Source organism: Kribbella sp. VKM Ac-2569, from assembly GCF_004216905.1.
Classification (GTDB): Bacteria; Actinomycetota; Actinomycetes; order Propionibacteriales; family Kribbellaceae; genus Kribbella.
Genome location: NZ_SGXJ01000003.1, coordinates 1,211,576 through 1,225,624, shown reverse-complemented (window position 1 = coordinate 1,225,624; position 14,049 = coordinate 1,211,576). Strand labels below are relative to the sequence as shown.

Here is a 14,049-nt window from a genome sequence, read left to right as displayed (position 1 = left end):
AGTCCCCCTTGACCATCGTGACAGCTCTACTGTCACAATCACCTCTATGACCAGCGAAGCCTTTCTGTACGACGCGATTCGGACACCGCGCGGCAAGGGCAAGCCCACCGGTGCGCTGCACGAGGTCAAGCCGATCCAGCTGATCACCGGACTGCTGCAGGAGCTGCGGACCCGGCATCCCGACCTGGATCCGACGGCCATCGACGACGTGGTGCTCGGCGTGGTGACGCCGATCGGCGACCAGGGCATGGACATCGCGCGGACCGCCGTACTGGTGGCCGGCTATCCCGAGACGACCGGTGGCGTGCAGCTGAACCGCTTCTGCGCGTCGGGTCTCGAGGCCGTCAACCACGCAGCGCAGCGGGTCCGGTCCGGATGGGAGGACTTCATCCTGGCGGGCGGCGTCGAGTCGATGTCTCGCGTGAAGATGGGTTCCGACGGCGGCGCCTGGGCGATGGACCCGGAGACCGCTCTCGAGACCGGCTTCATCCCGCAGGGCATCAGCGCGGACCTGATCGCGACGCTCGACGGCTTCTCCCGCACCGACGTCGACACGTACGCCGCCGAGTCGCACGCGCGGGCCGCGAAGGCGTGGGCCAACGGGTACTTCGCGCGTTCCGTCGTACCGGTCGTGGATCGGAACGGGCTGCGGATCCTGGACCACGACCAGCTCGTCCGGCCCGGGACGTCCGTCGAGACGCTGGCCGGGCTGCCGTTGTCGTTCGAGGCGATCGGGGAGCACGGCGGGTTCGACTCGGTCGCGCTGGAGAAGTACCTGACCGTCGAGCGGATCACGCATGTGCACCATGCGGGCAACTCGTCGGGCATCGTCGACGGGGCGGCGCTGGTTGCTGTCGGCAACGAGAAGGCCGGTGAGGCGCTCGGTCAGGCGCCCCGCGGCCGGGTGGTCGCCACCGGCGTCAGCGGCGCGGATCCGACGATCATGCTGACCGGCCCGGCGCCGGCAGCCCGCAAGGCGCTGGCCAGGGCCGGGCTCGAGGTGGACGACATCGACCTGTTCGAGATGAACGAGGCGTTCGCGGCTGCGGTCATGCATTTCATGAAGGATCTCGGCGTACCGCACGAGAAGGTGAACGTGAACGGCGGCGCGATCGCGCTCGGCCACCCGCTCGGCGCCACCGGCGCGATGCTGATCGGAACCCTGCTGGACGAGCTGGAGCGACGCGAGCTCCGCTACGGACTGGCCACCCTGTGCGTCGGCGGCGGTATGGGCGTCGCGACGATCATCGAAAGGCTCACGGCATGATTGAGTGGAAGAACGACGCCGGGGTCGTCACGCTGACGATGAACGACCCAGACGCCTCCGCGAACACGATGAACGACGCGTACGTCGAAGCAATGGGCCGGACTGTCGAACGCCTGGTCGCCGAGAAGGCCCTGATCAAGGGCGTGATCGTGACTTCGGCGAAGTCGACGTTCTTTGCCGGCGGCAACTTGCAGCAGCTGTCGAAGATCCAGCCGTCGGACGCGGCCGAGGTGTTCGACACCATCGAAGAGGTCAAGCGGCAGCTCAGGACCCTGGAAACGCTGGGCGTCCCGGTGGTTGCCGCGATCAACGGATCGGCGCTCGGCGGCGGGCTCGAGATCGCGCTCGCCTGCCACCACCGGATTGTTGCCGACGACAACCGGATCGAACTCGGCGTACCCGAGGTGACACTCGGCCTGCTGCCCGGCGGCGGGGGAGTGACCCGCACGGTCCGGATGCTCGGACTCCAGGACGCGCTGATGAAGGTGTTGCTGCAGGGCCAGCGGATGAAGCCCGCGCACGCCGCGAGCGTGGGCATCGTCGACGAGGTCGTGCCGGCCGGGGACCTGCTGGATGCGGCCCGCCGGTGGATCTCGACGTACGACGGCGACGCCAAGCAGCCGTGGGACCGCGACGGGTACAAGATCCCGGGCGGTACGCCGTCCTCGCCGAAGCTGGCCGCTTTCCTGCCCGCGTTCCCGGCGAACCTGCGCAAGCAGCTCAAGGGTGCGCCGTACCCGGCGCCGCGGGCGATCATGAGCGCCGCGGTCGAGGGCAGCCAGGTCGACTTCGAGACCGCCTCGCGGATCGAGTCGCGGTACTTCGTGTCGCTGGCGACCGGGCAGATCGCGAAGAACATGATCCAGGTGTTCTTCTTCGACCTGCAGTCGATCAACGCGGGCGGGTCGCGGCCTGCCGGCGTGCCGAAGTACTCCGCGCGCAAGGTCGGGGTGCTCGGGGCGGGGATGATGGGCGCCGGGATCGCGTACGTGTGCGCGAAGGCCGGGATGTCTGTGGTGCTCAAGGACGTCTCGCTGGAGGCGGCCGCTCGCGGCAAGGAGTACTCCGAGAAGCTCCTGGCGAAGCAGGTCGCGAAGGGTCGGTCGACGGCTGCCGAGGTGGAGGCGTTCCTGAGCCGGATCACGCCGACCGGGGACCCGAACGACCTGGCCGGGTGCGACCTGGTGATCGAGGCCGTCTTCGAAGACGGCGGGCTCAAGCAAAAGGTGTTCGCGGAGATCGCCGACGTGGTCGAGCCCGACGCGCTGCTCTGCTCGAACACCTCCACGCTGCCGATCACGGCGCTCGCCGACGGCATCGACCGGCCCGACGACTTCATCGGCATGCACTTCTTCTCGCCGGTCGACCGGATGCCGCTGGTCGAGCTGATCGTGGGGGAGAAGACCTCGGATCGCGCGATCGCGCAGGCGTACGACGTCGTACGGCAGATCAAGAAGACGCCGATCGTGGTCAACGACAGCCGTGGGTTCTTCACGTCGCGGGTGTTCGGCACGCTCGTGATGGAGGGTGCCGCGATGGTCGCCGAGGGTGTCGACCCGGTGATGATCGAGCGCGCCGCGACCCAGGCCGGGTTCCCGGCGCCGCCGCTGGCGATGCTGGACGAGGTGACGCTGACGCTGCCGCAGAAGATCCGGGACGCCGCGCGGGTGGCGGGTGACAGTGCGGGCGCGTTCGACGATCACCCTGGGATGGCGGTGACCGACCGGCTCGTCAACGAGTTCGACCGGCGCGGCAAGGCTGCCGGTGCGGGGTTCTACGACTACCCGGCCGACGGGCCGAAGCAGTTGTGGCCCGGGTTGCGCGAGCATTTCGCTGCCGGCGCCGACGTCTCGCGCGTCGATCTGCAGGAGCGGATGCTGTTCGCGATGGCGCTCGAGACGGTGAAGTGCCTGGACGAGGGTGTGTTGCGCTCGGTGCCGGATGCCAACATCGGGTCGATCTTCGGCATCGGGTTCCCGCCACTGCACGGCGGCGCGTTGCAGTACGTAAACGCCTATGGTGTGCAGAAGTTCGCAGAACGTGCACGCCAGCTGGCAGCGACGTACGGCGCCCGCTTCGAGCCGCCGGCCCTGCTGGACCGGAAGGCTGCCGCGGGGGAGATCTTCGGCTGATCACGGCCCGATACCAACTCAAGCAAAATCCACACATTCGAACAAATAACAGCGCGCCCGGTCTTGCGCCGGGCGCGCTTTTGAGCCATTGTGCTGCCACTTCTACAACGATTGACCTGCAGTACCGTGTGCCAGAACTCGGAGATGCTTAACACCGTTAAGTACCTCGGAACCGTGCGTCCCCTGCGACGTTCCCTCTCGGGAAGGTGGAATTCATGCCTGCTCATGTTCCGAACGCCGGACTGTCCCGGCGCGACCTGCTCAAGCGGACCGGGAGCCTTGCCGCCCTCGCCGCATTCACCGCGGCCTGTGGCGGTAACACCGGCCGACCGTCGTCCGGCGGGGGAAGCGGCGGCTCGAAACCGAACCTCGCGCAGTGGTACCACCAGTACGGCGAGACCGGGACCCAGCAGGCGGCGCTGAAGTACGCCAAGGCCTACCCCGACGCGAACGTCGCAGTGCAGTGGACGCCGGGTGACTACGACGCCAAGCTCGCGTCCGGCCTGCTCTCCAGCAAGGGCCCGGACGTCTTCGAGGGCCACTTCAACATCAGTATGGTGAAGAGCAACCAGGTCGTGGCGCTGGACGACATCATGGCCGACGTCAAGGACGACTTCCAGCCTGGCGACCTGGCCACGAACACCCTGGACGGCAAGATCTACGGGATCCGGATGATCATCGACCCGCAGGTCATCTACTACAAGAAGAGCCTGCTGGACAAGGCCGGGATCAAGCCGCCGGAGACGATCGACGACCTGATCTCCGCTGCGAAGGAACTCACCACGAACAAGGTGAAGGGCATCTTCGTCGGCAACGACGGTGGCAACGTCATGGGCGGTCCGGCGCTGTACTCGTCCGGCGGGGAGTACCTGACCAAGGACAACAAGCCCGGCTTCACCGGCGATCGCGCCGCCCAGGCCTTCGGCAAACTGCACGAGCTGTACGCCAGCAAGAGCGTCCTGCTCGGTGCGCCCACGGACTGGTGGGACCCGACCGCGATCAACCAGGGCCTGGTGGCGATGCAGTTCATCGGCATGTGGGCGGTGCCGGGAATGCAGAAGGCTCTCGGCGACGACATCGGCGTCATCCCGTTCCCGAAGCTCGACGCGCAGGCCAAGCCGGCCGTGTACTCCGGCGGCTGGACCCAGTTCGTCTCCGCGAAGAGCGCGAACGTCGACGCGGCGAAGAAGTTCGTCAAGTGGCTGTGGATCGACAAGTCGGAGTACCAGGAGGACTGGTCGCTGAGCTACGGCTTCCACATCCCGCCGCGGAAGAGCCTCGCGGCCAAGGCGGCCAAGCTGCAGAGCGGTGTCGCGGCCGACACGGTCAAGCTGACCCAGGACTACGGCTACACCGACAACCCGGCCTGGACGCCGAAGATGGGTACGGCGTTCACCGACCTGCTCACCAACGTCATCAAGAAGGGAGCTGACCCAGCTGCCGAGATCACCAAGGCCGAGAAGACCGTCAACGGCGAGCTGACGCGGTTGTTCGGATGAGCGCTCCGGCCACCAAGACGTCCGCGGACCCCGCTGTCTCTGGTGAGCGGCGGGGATCACGGCGGCGGCGGCGCAAGACGATCGCGGGGACCACCTTGTGGTTCTGGGTGTTCGTCGGCCCGTTCGTCGTCGGGCTGCTGGTCTTCTCGTACCTGCCGATCATCTGGAGCCTGGTCCTCAGCTTCTTCGAGGCGTACAACACCGCGACACCGTCGAAGTTCGTCGGGCTGCGCAACTACGTCGACATGCTCACCGACCACAACTTCCTGTCCAGCCTGGGCACGTTCACGATCTTCGCGGTGTTCATCGTGCCGCTGACGTTCGTGCTCGCGCTCGCGCTGGCGTTGCTGGTCAACCAGGTGAAGATCGCGCGGGCGTTCTTCCGGTCGGTGTTCTTCCTGCCGACCGCGTGCTCGTACGTCGTCGCGTCGCTGATCTGGAAGCTGTCGATCTTCAACGGCGTCCGGTTCGGTCTCGCGAACACCGTGCTCGGCTGGTTCGGAATCGACAACATCGCCTGGCTGTCGACGGTGGATCCGCCGTGGTACTGGATCCCGCTGGTGACGGTACGGCTGTGGCTGCAGCTCGGGTTCTACATGATCCTGTTCATCGCGGGGCTGCAGCGGATCTCGCCGACGTTGTACGAGGCGGCGTACGTCGACGGGGCGAAGCCCGGGTGGCAGGTCTTCCGGTACATCACGCTGCCGCAGCTGCGGGCGACGTCGGTCGCCGTACTGATCCTGAACCTGATCGCGGCCTACCAGGCGTTCGACGAGTTCTACAACCTGGTCGGCAACGTCAACTACGCGCGGCCACCGCTGGTCTACCTGTACGGCATCTCGCTCGGATCGATCCAGGACCTCGGGCACGGTTCGGCCGGCGCGCTGATCCTCGCGGTCATCATCATGCTCGTGACGTTGCTGCAGAACCGGATCTTCGGCTTCGGAAAGGCGGGTGACTGATGGCTGTCTCCGAACGTACGACGGGAACTCCGCAGCCGATCGGGTTCAGCCGGAGCACCTGGGGCCGGGTCGCCCTGGTGCTGCGCTGGATCGCCCTGCTCATCGCGGTCGTGCTGTTCCTGATCCCGTTCTACCTGATCCTGCGCAACGCGCTGGCCACCGAACAGGACATCACCGCTCCTGACTGGACGCTGTTCCCCTCGCATCTGCAGTGGAGCAACATCAGTGAGCTGTTCAACGACACCACGGTGCCGATGGCACGGGCGATGTACAACTCCGCCGTCGTCGCGATCCTCGGCACCGGCGGTCAGTTGCTGCTGGCATCGATGGCCGGGTACGGGCTGGCCCGCATTCCCTATCGGCACGCGGACAAGATCTTCTACGCGATCGTCGCGACGCTGATGATCCCGGGTGCAGTCACCTTCATCCCTTCGTTCATCGTCGTGTCGTCGTTCGGATGGGTGTCCTCGCTGCGTGGCCTGATCATTCCGACCTTGTTCAGCGGGTTCGCGGCCTTCCTTTTCCGGCAGTATTTCCTCGGATTTCCCCGGGAGCTGGAGGAGGCGGCGCGGGTCGACGGCGCCGGGTACTTCGGGGTGTTCTGGCGGATCGTCGTACCGAACTCCCTGCCGTTCTTCGCGGCACTGGCGGCGATCACGTTCATCGGCAACTGGAACTCGTTCCTGTGGCCGCTGGTCATCGGGCAGGACTCGTCGTCGTGGACCATCCAGGTGGCGATGTCGACGTTCATCACCGCCCAAACCATCAACATCCACGAGTTGTTCATGGCGGTGGCCGTCTCGATCCTCCCGCTGGTCCTGATCTTCGCCTTCCTCCAGCGCTACCTGATCCAGGGCGTAACCCAGTCCGGCATCAAGGACTGACCCAAACCGGCGGGGAGTCCACCAGGCTCCCCGCCACCGGGTGTGTCAGGTGGGGTTCGGTTGACGGTCGGCGAGTTTTAGGTAGATGACTCCGGTGATGGTGACGGCTAGCCAGAGGGTTTTGGTGGGGGCGAGGGATTCGTTGAAGAAGACCGGGCCTAGGAGGGCGGCGCCGGCGGAGCCTAGGCCTGCCCAGGTGGCGTAGCCGATGCTGACCTCGATGGTGCGTAGGGCTTGGCTGAGGGCCCAGAGGGTGAGCAGGAAGAACACGGCGGCGGCGACGGACCATTGCCAGACGGTGAAGGCGTGGCTGCCGCCCACCGAGAGCGCGTAGCCGACTTCGAACGCGCCGGCGAGCAACAGCGTGAGCCAGGCAGTGCGGGACGACTGGGGCTTGGTGTTCATGCGATCACGATCCGCTCGAGAGCTGGAGCCCGACGACGCCACCGATGACCAGGGCGATGCCGATGGCCTTGTGCCACGTGAGTTTCTGGCCGAAGAGGAGTGCGCCGAGCAGGGTGATGCCGACTCCGGCGAGTGAGGTCCACAGCGCGTACCCGACGCCGACGTCGAAGGCGAGGAGGGCGCGGCTCAGGAAGTACGTGCCGAGTCCGCCGGTGACGAGGGTCGCGGCCGTCCAGCCGCGGTGCTTGAAGCCTTGCGCCTTGCCGGCGGAGATCGCCACGGCGATCTCGAAAACGACGGCGATCGCGAGGTAGAGCCAGTGCATGAGGTTCCTTCCAGGGATAATGCTGGTGCGGCCTCCTCAGGGTGGAACTTCACACTGGTGTCAAGTGCAACACTTGACTCATGCGGATCGGAGAACTCGCCGAGGCAACCGGCGTGAGCACACGCTCTTTGCGGTACTACGAGGAGCAGGACCTGATCCGCTCGAGTCGCACCCCGGGCGGGTGGCGGGACTTCGAGGAGTCGATGGTCGAGCGGGTTGTGATGATCCAGCACCTGTTCGCGGCGGGGCTGGGCAGTGCCGTCATCGGTGAGTTGCTGCCGTGCCTCGACGCGCCGCCCGAGGAGCGCACCGGCGTACTGGAGGTGCTGCTCGCCCAGGAGGTTCAGCGACTCGAGTCCAAGCGCCGCGAGATTGACCGCGAACTCGACGTACTCCAAGGCCTCCGCCGCGACGTCAGCTCACCCACCCCGCTTTCCGGAACATAACCGTCAGCTGGTGGCAGTTATGTTCCGGAAAGCCGGTGCGTCCAGAAGAGCGTGTGCCCACCCGAGCCTTCGGGAACGAAGGATTCGGCGTCCACGGTGAGGCCGGCGTCGGCGAGCCAGGTGCGGTACGTCGCCGTGTCGGTGTGGCTCCACCACATGGGGGCGCCGCCGTCGAGCCAGTTGTTGTCGATACCGGTCCACGCGGTGTGGCCCGTCGTACAGAGGAAGCAACCACCACGCCGGAGCCACGTAGCGATCCGGGCGAGGAGTTCCTGCTGCTCGTCCAGCGGCAGGTGGATCAGCGCGTAGAGCGAGACGACGGCGTCGAAGGACTCGGGTGGGAACTCGAGCGACATTGCGTCGGCGTTGATGAATTCGGCCTGCGGTACGAGTTGGCGTGCGCGGTTGATCTGGATCTCGCTGATGTCCACGCCGACCACGTGATGCCCCGCGGCGGTGAGGGCGTGCGCCACGGGTATGCCGCTTCCGCATCCCACGTCGAGCACCCGGCTGGTGGGCCCGAGTCGCGCGATCAGCTCGTCGATCCAGGACTGGTACTTCGAGTCGGCGCCGGTGGCGTCGTCGTACCGACGGGACAGTACGTCGTACCCGCGCCGTACGACCTGCTTCGGATCCTCCACGCCACGGACGCTAACGCGTACAGCGAACCGCGGCGAGTTGATTCTCGCGGCTGGCGCGATGTTCCAGTACCGACGGGCGTCGGTCGGCTGACTGGGCGAGGGTCTGAGCACGGACGCTGGGGGAGAGGTGGTCGACGTAGACGGTGCCGCCGAGATGTTGGGTTTCGTGGATCAGGCAGCGGGCGAAGTAGCCGGTGGACTCGAGCGTGAACGGGCGGCCGTCGACGTCGTACGCGTGCAGAGTCGCGCGGGCGGGGCGGTCGAGCGGGGCGTTGGCGCCGGGTACGGACAGGCAGCCTTCGGTGCCGCGCTGGATACCGACCAGGGCGGGCGCGGTCTCGATCCACGGATTGAACGCATGCCCGACGTGGCGGTCGCCGTACTCGTCGGTGAGGTCGTAGACGAAGAGCTGCGCGTCGACATCCACTTGGTTCGCGGCCAGCCCACACCCCTCGGCGATCCACATCGTCGTGAACATGTCGTCGATCAGCCCGCCCCAGCGCGCGGTGCCGTACTCGGTCACCGGCCGGCACGGGCGGTGCAGGATCTCCTCGCCGTACTCCGTGATGCGCAGCGGCTTGCCACGTCGTACCTCGTCCGTCAGTTCGGGCAGGTGACGGCTCGGACGGCCCAGGATGTACGTCGGCATACAAAGATCGTAGTCTGCAAAGTCGGGACTTTGCAAAGCTCAGGATAGGATGCCCGCCATGGAGAGTAGTGCGCCGAACCGTCGTGACGTCGTCCGCACGCACCCGCTGCGGGAGGCGCTCCTGAGGCTGATCGACCGGGACGGTACGACGACCTCGACGATCGCCGCCCGCGAGCTGGGGGAGAGCACCGGCTCGTGCTCGTTCCACCTGCGCCGGTTGGAGGCGCTCGGGGTGATCGAGCCGGAGCCGGGCGCGGCGGGCCGGGTGAAGCCGTGGCGCCGGGTGCGGACCGAGCAGTCGACGCTCAACCGCGAACTCGAGGACACCGCGTACGCGAGCTGGCTGGCCGCGAAGACCTCCGACGACGAGGACTTCGCGTTCAGCGAGGTCGTCACCCTCGCGGACGGCGAACTCGCCGAACTCCGCGCCCGCCTGCACCGCGTCCTCCGCGACTTCACCACCACCGAACCAACCTCCGGCACCCCCACCGCCGTCATCATCCGCGCCTTTCCGCTGGACGAGGACTAATCGCGCCGATCGGGGGAACCGTCCCGGGGGTCGCCGCGTCAGCGGAGAAGATGCCGTCCGCACCAGGCACAGTTCGCGCCTGGCCCCCCGAGTGTGGAGCTTCCATGACCGACCGCCCGGCCGAGCCGGATCCCCGCCCCGCCGCACCCCAATCACCCGCCCCCGGTTATGGGCAACAGCCGACCTCCGGGTACCCGCAGCACCTTTGGCCAGAGCACGCTCAGCAGCCTGTTGCCGCCATGCCGTCCGGAGTCCATCGGCCGACGGGCTCGGCCGTGCCGAGTGTCCTCGCGCTGTTGCTCGGCATGGCCTCGCTGGTCGCGCCGTTCCTGCCGTTCTCGAACCTCATCGACCGCTTCCCGGTCCGCCAGTACCTGGCCTTCCCGTTCGCCCTACCGGCCCTCGCCCTGGCGATCGCAGGGCTCGCCGCCAACCGCCGCGGGAAGCCTGCGGCAGCGATCGGCATGCTCCTCGCCTTCCTCGCCCTGGGCGTCGGCGCGATCATGGTCTACAACTACGACTTCCGAAGCTGAGTGCAGCTGCTCAGGCTCCGCTGAGCGGCCCCGAGATCGTCAGCCGGTGCCCTTCGGGCAGGACCAGGGTGAACGTGCGGCGGGACCATGGAGCGTCCTCGGGTGGCGTCGACTCGATCAGACCGGCGGCGAGCGCGGTGTCGTACAGGGGATCGACGAGTACGCCGACCTCGACGGTGACGGCGGCGGGCGAGACCTCACCGGTTGTCCGTCGTACCTCCAGCCCGCTCTGACCGTTCCACTCGGTGAACCCGAGCCGTGCGAAGTCGTCGCCGAACTGGAAGTGGACGTGGAGGCTGAGCAGTTCGCACAACAGCCGCACCGTGCCGGCGACGTCGTGCACCTCGAGAACCGGCGAGATCCCGAACGTCACGGGGTCGCTCGGCTCAGCGGCGCGGCCCATCACGACCGACTGCGCGATCTCGCCGTAATGTGTGCGCGGCAACCGGCCGACGAGGTCCAGGCCCGCGTGCCGCGCGACCGCGATCGACCGTACGTTGCGCGAGTCGATCCACGCCTCGACGCCGGTGATCGACGGCTGCTGCAGAAGGTGGTCGATCACGGCACGTGCAGCCTCGCTCATCAGCCCTGCGCCCCAGCGCTCCCGCCTCAGGTACCAACTCATGCCCCGGATCGAGCTGCCCTGATCCGAGAACACGCCGATCACTCCCGCCGCGTCCTCGTCCGGCCGCACCCGCAGTACCCAGGTCCACCCGCCGTTGTCCCCGAACTCCTGCACCAACCGCTCCCGCGACTCGTCCACGGAGGCGGTCGGGGTCATGTATCCGCCCCGCGCCCACTCCGGATCCGAGAACATCGCGTGTAGCGCGCCGAGATCCCGGTCGATATCGAGCGCCAGGAGGTCGAGTCGGGCTGTCTTCAAGGGGTGCTCCTCGAAATCAAGTCAGGCGGTGGCGTGTTTTTTGTCTACGGTCGGGGCTATGCGGATTGTTACGCGGGAGCAGGCCATTGCCTACCGGCTGCAGGTCAACAACCTTGTCGGACGGCTGCCGGTGGGCTCGCACGAGAAGGCGGCATACGTCGGGTTGCAGGACACCGCGCCGCGGGACGCGTTGCTCGGACTGCATGCGCGGATGGCGGGGTGTTCGCCGGCGGATTGGGAGCACCCCTCGCTGATCCAGACGTACAGTCCGCGGGCGGCCGTGTACGTGTTGCCGGCGCGGGACTTCGGCGTGTTCACGCTGGGCCGGATGCCGCTGGATTCGCGGCGGATCGACGTACTCGCGGAACAGGTATGCGAGACGTTGGGTGGGCAGGAGCGGCGGCGTGGGGCCGGGATCCACGGGTTGCGTGAGGCGTGTGCGAGCGGGCGGATCGCGGTGCGGTGGGACACGACGTCGCTCTGGGTCCGGGAGGTTCAGCGACCGGCGATCGACGTGGACGACGCACGGCGGGAGCTGTGCCGGCGGCACGTTCACTGCTTCGGTCCGACCACGCCGAAGGTGTTCGCGTGGTGGTCCGGGCTGTCGCCGGCCGATGCGCGAGTGATGTGGGACGAGTTGGCTCACGAGCTGATCGAGGTCGACTTCGACGGCGTACCGGCCTGGGTACTTCGAGACGACGCGGACCGTCTGTGGTCGGCGGAGGCTCCGCGTGGGGTGCGGTTGCTGGCGGCACCGGATCTGCGGTTGTTCGGTCGCGACCGCGACGGCCGGTTCATTGCGCCCGGTCTGCGGGCTCTGACGGCGGCTGCCGATTCATTCCATCCCAACGGCTTGCTGATCGACGGGCGGATCGTCGGTGCGTGGGGCCGCAAGGGAGGCCACGTCGACGTGGTTCTGTCGGAGAGGCTCAGTCGGGAGCAGTACGACGATCTGTGCGCGGAGGTGGCGAGCCTGCCGGTGCGGGATCCGCGGCTGTCAGTCCGCTGACTCGACAGGCTTGCGATCGCTGCGGAACGTGGCGCGCAGGGCGTCGACGTCGACCTCCGGCAGGTGGCGTTCGACGAGGTCGAAGGTCTCCTCGATGAGATCGTGCAGGGTCTGCGCGCCTTCGGGAGCGGGCCGGTCGAAGACTGCGCGGAGGCGGGCGGCGAGGGACGATGGCGCCAGCGGGAGGTCGAGCGCGTCGAGGCGTTTGAAGGCCAGCACGTGACCGCTGTACCGGCCGTTGAGGGCGTAGAGGACGTTGAGCAGCTGGTTGGTCATGCGCACGAACTCGCGCGCGACGAGCAGTGGGTTGTCGCGCTCGAAGAACATCTGCCAGCGCCAGAACTTCTCGATGTTCCCGCTGTGCCGTACGACGGCGAGCGCCAAGTCACGCGGGTACGCCGCGACGCGCTCCTTCCAGCGTGCGACGAGCTTCGCCCGCGGCCCGATCACCTCGCGGCCGTCGATGATGCCCTGCGCCAGTTGCATGACCTGGCCATCGGGTTTGCCCTTGAGCAGCTCATCCAAGGCGCTCTCGACCGTCTGCGTCAGCGTGTGCGCGACCTCGACCATCAGCCCGTCCGGCCGCGGCTCGCCCAGGTACAGGTGGTCGTCCCACGGCGGGCCGTCGACGTTCACCAACCGAACCTCAGCAGCCCCATCGACCGCGAGACGCTCAGCAGATGTCGGCGGCCGTCGCCAGAACACACCGACCTCGACATCCGACCAGCGATCCGCGTCCCCGCGGGCGGTCGACCCACCCAGCATCACCGCGTCGACGCCTTCAATGGCGGCGTACCAGTCGAGAACGGGCCGCACCATCTGCCGTCGCCAGCGTGCCGCCTCGGTCACCATCACCGCAGTAGATCACGAGCGCGGCCGACGGATCGGGGACAATTGGCACATGCCAGTTCCCACCTGCCCCTGTGGACAAGACCTGCCGTACGCCGACTGCTGCGGCCGCCTGCACCGCGGCGAAGCGACGGCCACCACGGCGGAGCAGCTGATGCGGTCCAGGTACGCCGCCTTCGTGATGCACGATGCGGCGTACCTGCGCCAGACCTGGTCCCTCACCACCCGCCCGGCGACGATCGACTTCACCCCCGGCCAGAAATGGACCGGCCTGGAGATCGTCGCCACCACCGGCGGCAGCCCCTTCCACAGCGAAGGAACCGTCGAGTTCCACGCCCACTACACCCGAAACGGCAACCCAGGCACCCAATCCGAAACCAGCACCTTCACCCGCGAAGCCGGCGAATGGGTATACGTCGCCGCCCTCTGAGAACTACTCCGCGATTTGGTAGGTCGGGGTGAGGATGGCTCGGGCGAGGGTGTGGAAGGCGAGGTTGAAGCCGACTACTGCGGGGGAGGCGTCGGAGTCGACGTCCAGGGCTTCTACGTCGATGGCGTGGACGACGAAGTAGTAGCGGTGGATCTGGTCGCCTGCGGGTGGGGCGGCGCCGCCGAAGGACTTGGTGCCGAAGTCGTTGCGGACGTGGAAGGCGCCGTTGTCGAGGCGTTCGGCGGTGCCGGCACCGGTGGGGAGTTCGGTGACGGTGGCCGGGAGGTTGACCAGGACCCAGTGCCAAAAGCCGGAGACGATCGGGGCGTCCGGGTCGTAGCAGGTGACGACGAAGGCCTTGGTCTCCGCCGGGAACCCGGACCAGCTGAGCTGCGGCGACGTGTTGCCGCCCGCGAACGCATGGTCGTCCGCCAACGGCTCGCCGTCGGCGACGTCGGTGCTGGTGACGGTGAACGCACCGACCTCCGGGAGGAGTTTGTACGGGTCCGGTGCGACGGGACGATCGAGCGACATCTGTGAGCCCTCCGGGATCTCGCGGGATGTGGTGATTCCGACACTACTGTCCACATCCCGCCGGTCCGTCCC

17 protein-coding genes are annotated in these 14,049 nt (G+C 67.4%); 10 read left to right on the top strand and 7 right to left on the bottom strand.

Annotated features, from left to right (window positions below; all coding sequences use genetic code 11):
• Positions 1 to 46: 46 nt before the first annotated feature.
• From EV649_RS26105 to EV649_RS26085, 5 genes are all read left to right on the top strand, one after another.
• The gene (locus EV649_RS26105) at positions 47 to 1,267 is read left to right on the top strand and encodes an acetyl-CoA C-acetyltransferase (RefSeq protein ID WP_130386169.1); all 1,221 of its coding nucleotides are present in this window, start codon (positions 47 to 49) and stop codon (positions 1,265 to 1,267) included.
• Positions 1,264 to 3,399, top strand: coding sequence for a 3-hydroxyacyl-CoA dehydrogenase NAD-binding domain-containing protein (locus EV649_RS26100; RefSeq protein ID WP_130386168.1), 2,136 nt, complete (start codon positions 1,264 to 1,266; stop codon positions 3,397 to 3,399). Before EV649_RS26105 ends, EV649_RS26100 begins: the two co-directional genes overlap by 4 nt.
• A 215-nt stretch (positions 3,400 to 3,614) precedes the next feature.
• The gene (locus EV649_RS26095) at positions 3,615 to 4,898 is read left to right on the top strand and encodes an extracellular solute-binding protein (RefSeq protein WP_130386167.1); all 1,284 of its coding nucleotides are present in this window, start codon (positions 3,615 to 3,617) and stop codon (positions 4,896 to 4,898) included.
• Complete coding sequence (locus tag EV649_RS26090) at positions 4,895 to 5,860, top strand: sugar ABC transporter permease (protein WP_130386166.1); 966 nt, start codon at positions 4,895 to 4,897, stop codon at positions 5,858 to 5,860. Before EV649_RS26095 ends, EV649_RS26090 begins: the two co-directional genes overlap by 4 nt.
• The gene (locus EV649_RS26085; RefSeq protein WP_130386165.1) at positions 5,860 to 6,744 is read left to right on the top strand and encodes a carbohydrate ABC transporter permease; all 885 of its coding nucleotides are present in this window, start codon (positions 5,860 to 5,862) and stop codon (positions 6,742 to 6,744) included. Before EV649_RS26090 ends, EV649_RS26085 begins: the two co-directional genes overlap by 1 nt.
• A 45-nt stretch (positions 6,745 to 6,789) precedes the next feature.
• On the opposite strand, the gene EV649_RS26080 is transcribed toward EV649_RS26085, so the two are convergent.
• Positions 6,790 to 7,149: an SMR family transporter gene (locus EV649_RS26080; protein WP_130386164.1), complete on the bottom strand. Its 360-nt coding sequence runs from the start codon at positions 7,147 to 7,149 to the stop codon at positions 6,790 to 6,792.
• Between the two features lie 4 nt (positions 7,150 to 7,153).
• Positions 7,154 to 7,474 (bottom strand): SMR family transporter, encoded by a 321-nt coding sequence (locus EV649_RS26075; protein ID WP_130386163.1) that lies wholly within the window; start codon positions 7,472 to 7,474, stop codon positions 7,154 to 7,156.
• Positions 7,475 to 7,554: 80 nt separating this feature from the next.
• On the opposite strand from EV649_RS26075, the gene EV649_RS26070 reads away from it, so the two are divergent.
• On the top strand, positions 7,555 to 7,920 hold the full coding sequence (locus tag EV649_RS26070) for a MerR family transcriptional regulator (protein WP_130386162.1): 366 nt from the start codon (positions 7,555 to 7,557) through the stop codon (positions 7,918 to 7,920).
• Positions 7,921 to 7,937: 17 nt separating this feature from the next.
• On the opposite strand, the gene EV649_RS26065 is transcribed toward EV649_RS26070, so the two are convergent.
• Complete coding sequence (locus tag EV649_RS26065) at positions 7,938 to 8,561, bottom strand: class I SAM-dependent methyltransferase (protein WP_130386161.1); 624 nt, start codon at positions 8,559 to 8,561, stop codon at positions 7,938 to 7,940.
• A gap of 10 nt (positions 8,562 to 8,571) precedes the next feature.
• Entirely contained in the window at positions 8,572 to 9,210 is a 639-nt protein-coding gene (gene def, locus EV649_RS26060; protein ID WP_130386160.1) for a peptide deformylase, read from the bottom strand.
• Between the two features lie 58 nt (positions 9,211 to 9,268).
• Here def and EV649_RS26055 point away from each other — a divergent pair, with 58 nt between their 5' ends.
• Both EV649_RS26055 and EV649_RS41230 read left to right on the top strand, forming a co-directional pair.
• On the top strand, positions 9,269 to 9,739 hold the full coding sequence (locus tag EV649_RS26055) for a winged helix-turn-helix domain-containing protein (protein WP_157996319.1): 471 nt from the start codon (positions 9,269 to 9,271) through the stop codon (positions 9,737 to 9,739).
• Between the two features lie 104 nt (positions 9,740 to 9,843).
• Entirely contained in the window at positions 9,844 to 10,272 is a 429-nt protein-coding gene (locus tag EV649_RS41230) for a hypothetical protein (protein ID WP_198682675.1), read from the top strand.
• A gap of 10 nt (positions 10,273 to 10,282) precedes the next feature.
• On the opposite strand, the gene EV649_RS26045 is transcribed toward EV649_RS41230, so the two are convergent.
• Entirely contained in the window at positions 10,283 to 11,155 is an 873-nt protein-coding gene (locus tag EV649_RS26045) for a GNAT family N-acetyltransferase (RefSeq protein WP_130386158.1), read from the bottom strand.
• A 58-nt stretch (positions 11,156 to 11,213) separates the two neighbouring features.
• Between EV649_RS26045 and EV649_RS26040 the strand changes: the two genes are divergently transcribed.
• Positions 11,214 to 12,164 carry a crosslink repair DNA glycosylase YcaQ family protein gene (locus EV649_RS26040; RefSeq protein WP_157996318.1) on the top strand — a complete coding sequence of 317 codons (951 nt, stop codon included), beginning with the start codon at positions 11,214 to 11,216 and terminating at the stop codon, positions 12,162 to 12,164.
• Here EV649_RS26040 and EV649_RS26035 read toward each other — a convergent pair.
• The gene (locus EV649_RS26035; RefSeq protein WP_130386156.1) at positions 12,153 to 13,016 is read right to left on the bottom strand and encodes a nucleotidyltransferase domain-containing protein; all 864 of its coding nucleotides are present in this window, start codon (positions 13,014 to 13,016) and stop codon (positions 12,153 to 12,155) included. The two genes, EV649_RS26040 and EV649_RS26035, sit on opposite strands and share 12 nt — an antisense overlap.
• Before the next feature lie 49 nt (positions 13,017 to 13,065).
• On the opposite strand from EV649_RS26035, the gene EV649_RS26030 reads away from it, so the two are divergent.
• Positions 13,066 to 13,443 carry a YchJ family metal-binding protein gene (locus tag EV649_RS26030; protein WP_130386155.1) on the top strand — a complete coding sequence of 126 codons (378 nt, stop codon included), beginning with the start codon at positions 13,066 to 13,068 and terminating at the stop codon, positions 13,441 to 13,443.
• Positions 13,444 to 13,446: 3 nt separating this feature from the next.
• Here the strand turns inward: EV649_RS26030 and EV649_RS26025 are convergent, their stop codons facing one another.
• The gene (locus EV649_RS26025) at positions 13,447 to 13,977 is read right to left on the bottom strand and encodes a YbhB/YbcL family Raf kinase inhibitor-like protein (RefSeq protein WP_130386154.1); all 531 of its coding nucleotides are present in this window, start codon (positions 13,975 to 13,977) and stop codon (positions 13,447 to 13,449) included.
• Positions 13,978 to 14,049: the final 72 nt, after the last annotated feature.

Bases quoted from the DNA above. Each gene is read 5' to 3' on its own strand.
- EV649_RS26080 (WP_130386164.1), bottom strand. From the start codon at position 7,149: ATGAACACCAAGCCCCAGTCGTCCCGCACTGCCTGGCTCACGCTGTTG.
- EV649_RS41230 (WP_198682675.1), top strand. From the start codon at position 9,844: ATGACCGACCGCCCGGCCGAGCCGGATCCCCGCCCCGCCGCACCCCAA.
- EV649_RS26095 (WP_130386167.1), top strand. From the start codon at position 3,615: ATGCCTGCTCATGTTCCGAACGCCGGACTGTCCCGGCGCGACCTGCTC.
- EV649_RS26040 (WP_157996318.1), top strand. From the start codon at position 11,214: ATGCGGATTGTTACGCGGGAGCAGGCCATTGCCTACCGGCTGCAGGTC.
- EV649_RS26075 (WP_130386163.1), bottom strand. From the start codon at position 7,474: ATGCACTGGCTCTACCTCGCGATCGCCGTCGTTTTCGAGATCGCCGTG.
- EV649_RS26055 (WP_157996319.1), top strand. From the start codon at position 9,269: ATGGAGAGTAGTGCGCCGAACCGTCGTGACGTCGTCCGCACGCACCCG.
- EV649_RS26035 (WP_130386156.1), bottom strand. From the start codon at position 13,016: ATGGTGACCGAGGCGGCACGCTGGCGACGGCAGATGGTGCGGCCCGTT.
- def (WP_130386160.1), bottom strand. From the start codon at position 9,210: ATGCCGACGTACATCCTGGGCCGTCCGAGCCGTCACCTGCCCGAACTG.
- EV649_RS26100 (WP_130386168.1), top strand. From the start codon at position 1,264: ATGATTGAGTGGAAGAACGACGCCGGGGTCGTCACGCTGACGATGAAC.
- EV649_RS26025 (WP_130386154.1), bottom strand. From the start codon at position 13,977: ATGTCGCTCGATCGTCCCGTCGCACCGGACCCGTACAAACTCCTCCCG.
- EV649_RS26085 (WP_130386165.1), top strand. From the start codon at position 5,860: ATGGCTGTCTCCGAACGTACGACGGGAACTCCGCAGCCGATCGGGTTC.
- EV649_RS26105 (WP_130386169.1), top strand. From the start codon at position 47: ATGACCAGCGAAGCCTTTCTGTACGACGCGATTCGGACACCGCGCGGC.
- EV649_RS26090 (WP_130386166.1), top strand. From the start codon at position 4,895: ATGAGCGCTCCGGCCACCAAGACGTCCGCGGACCCCGCTGTCTCTGGT.
- EV649_RS26070 (WP_130386162.1), top strand. From the start codon at position 7,555: ATGCGGATCGGAGAACTCGCCGAGGCAACCGGCGTGAGCACACGCTCT.
- EV649_RS26030 (WP_130386155.1), top strand. From the start codon at position 13,066: ATGCCAGTTCCCACCTGCCCCTGTGGACAAGACCTGCCGTACGCCGAC.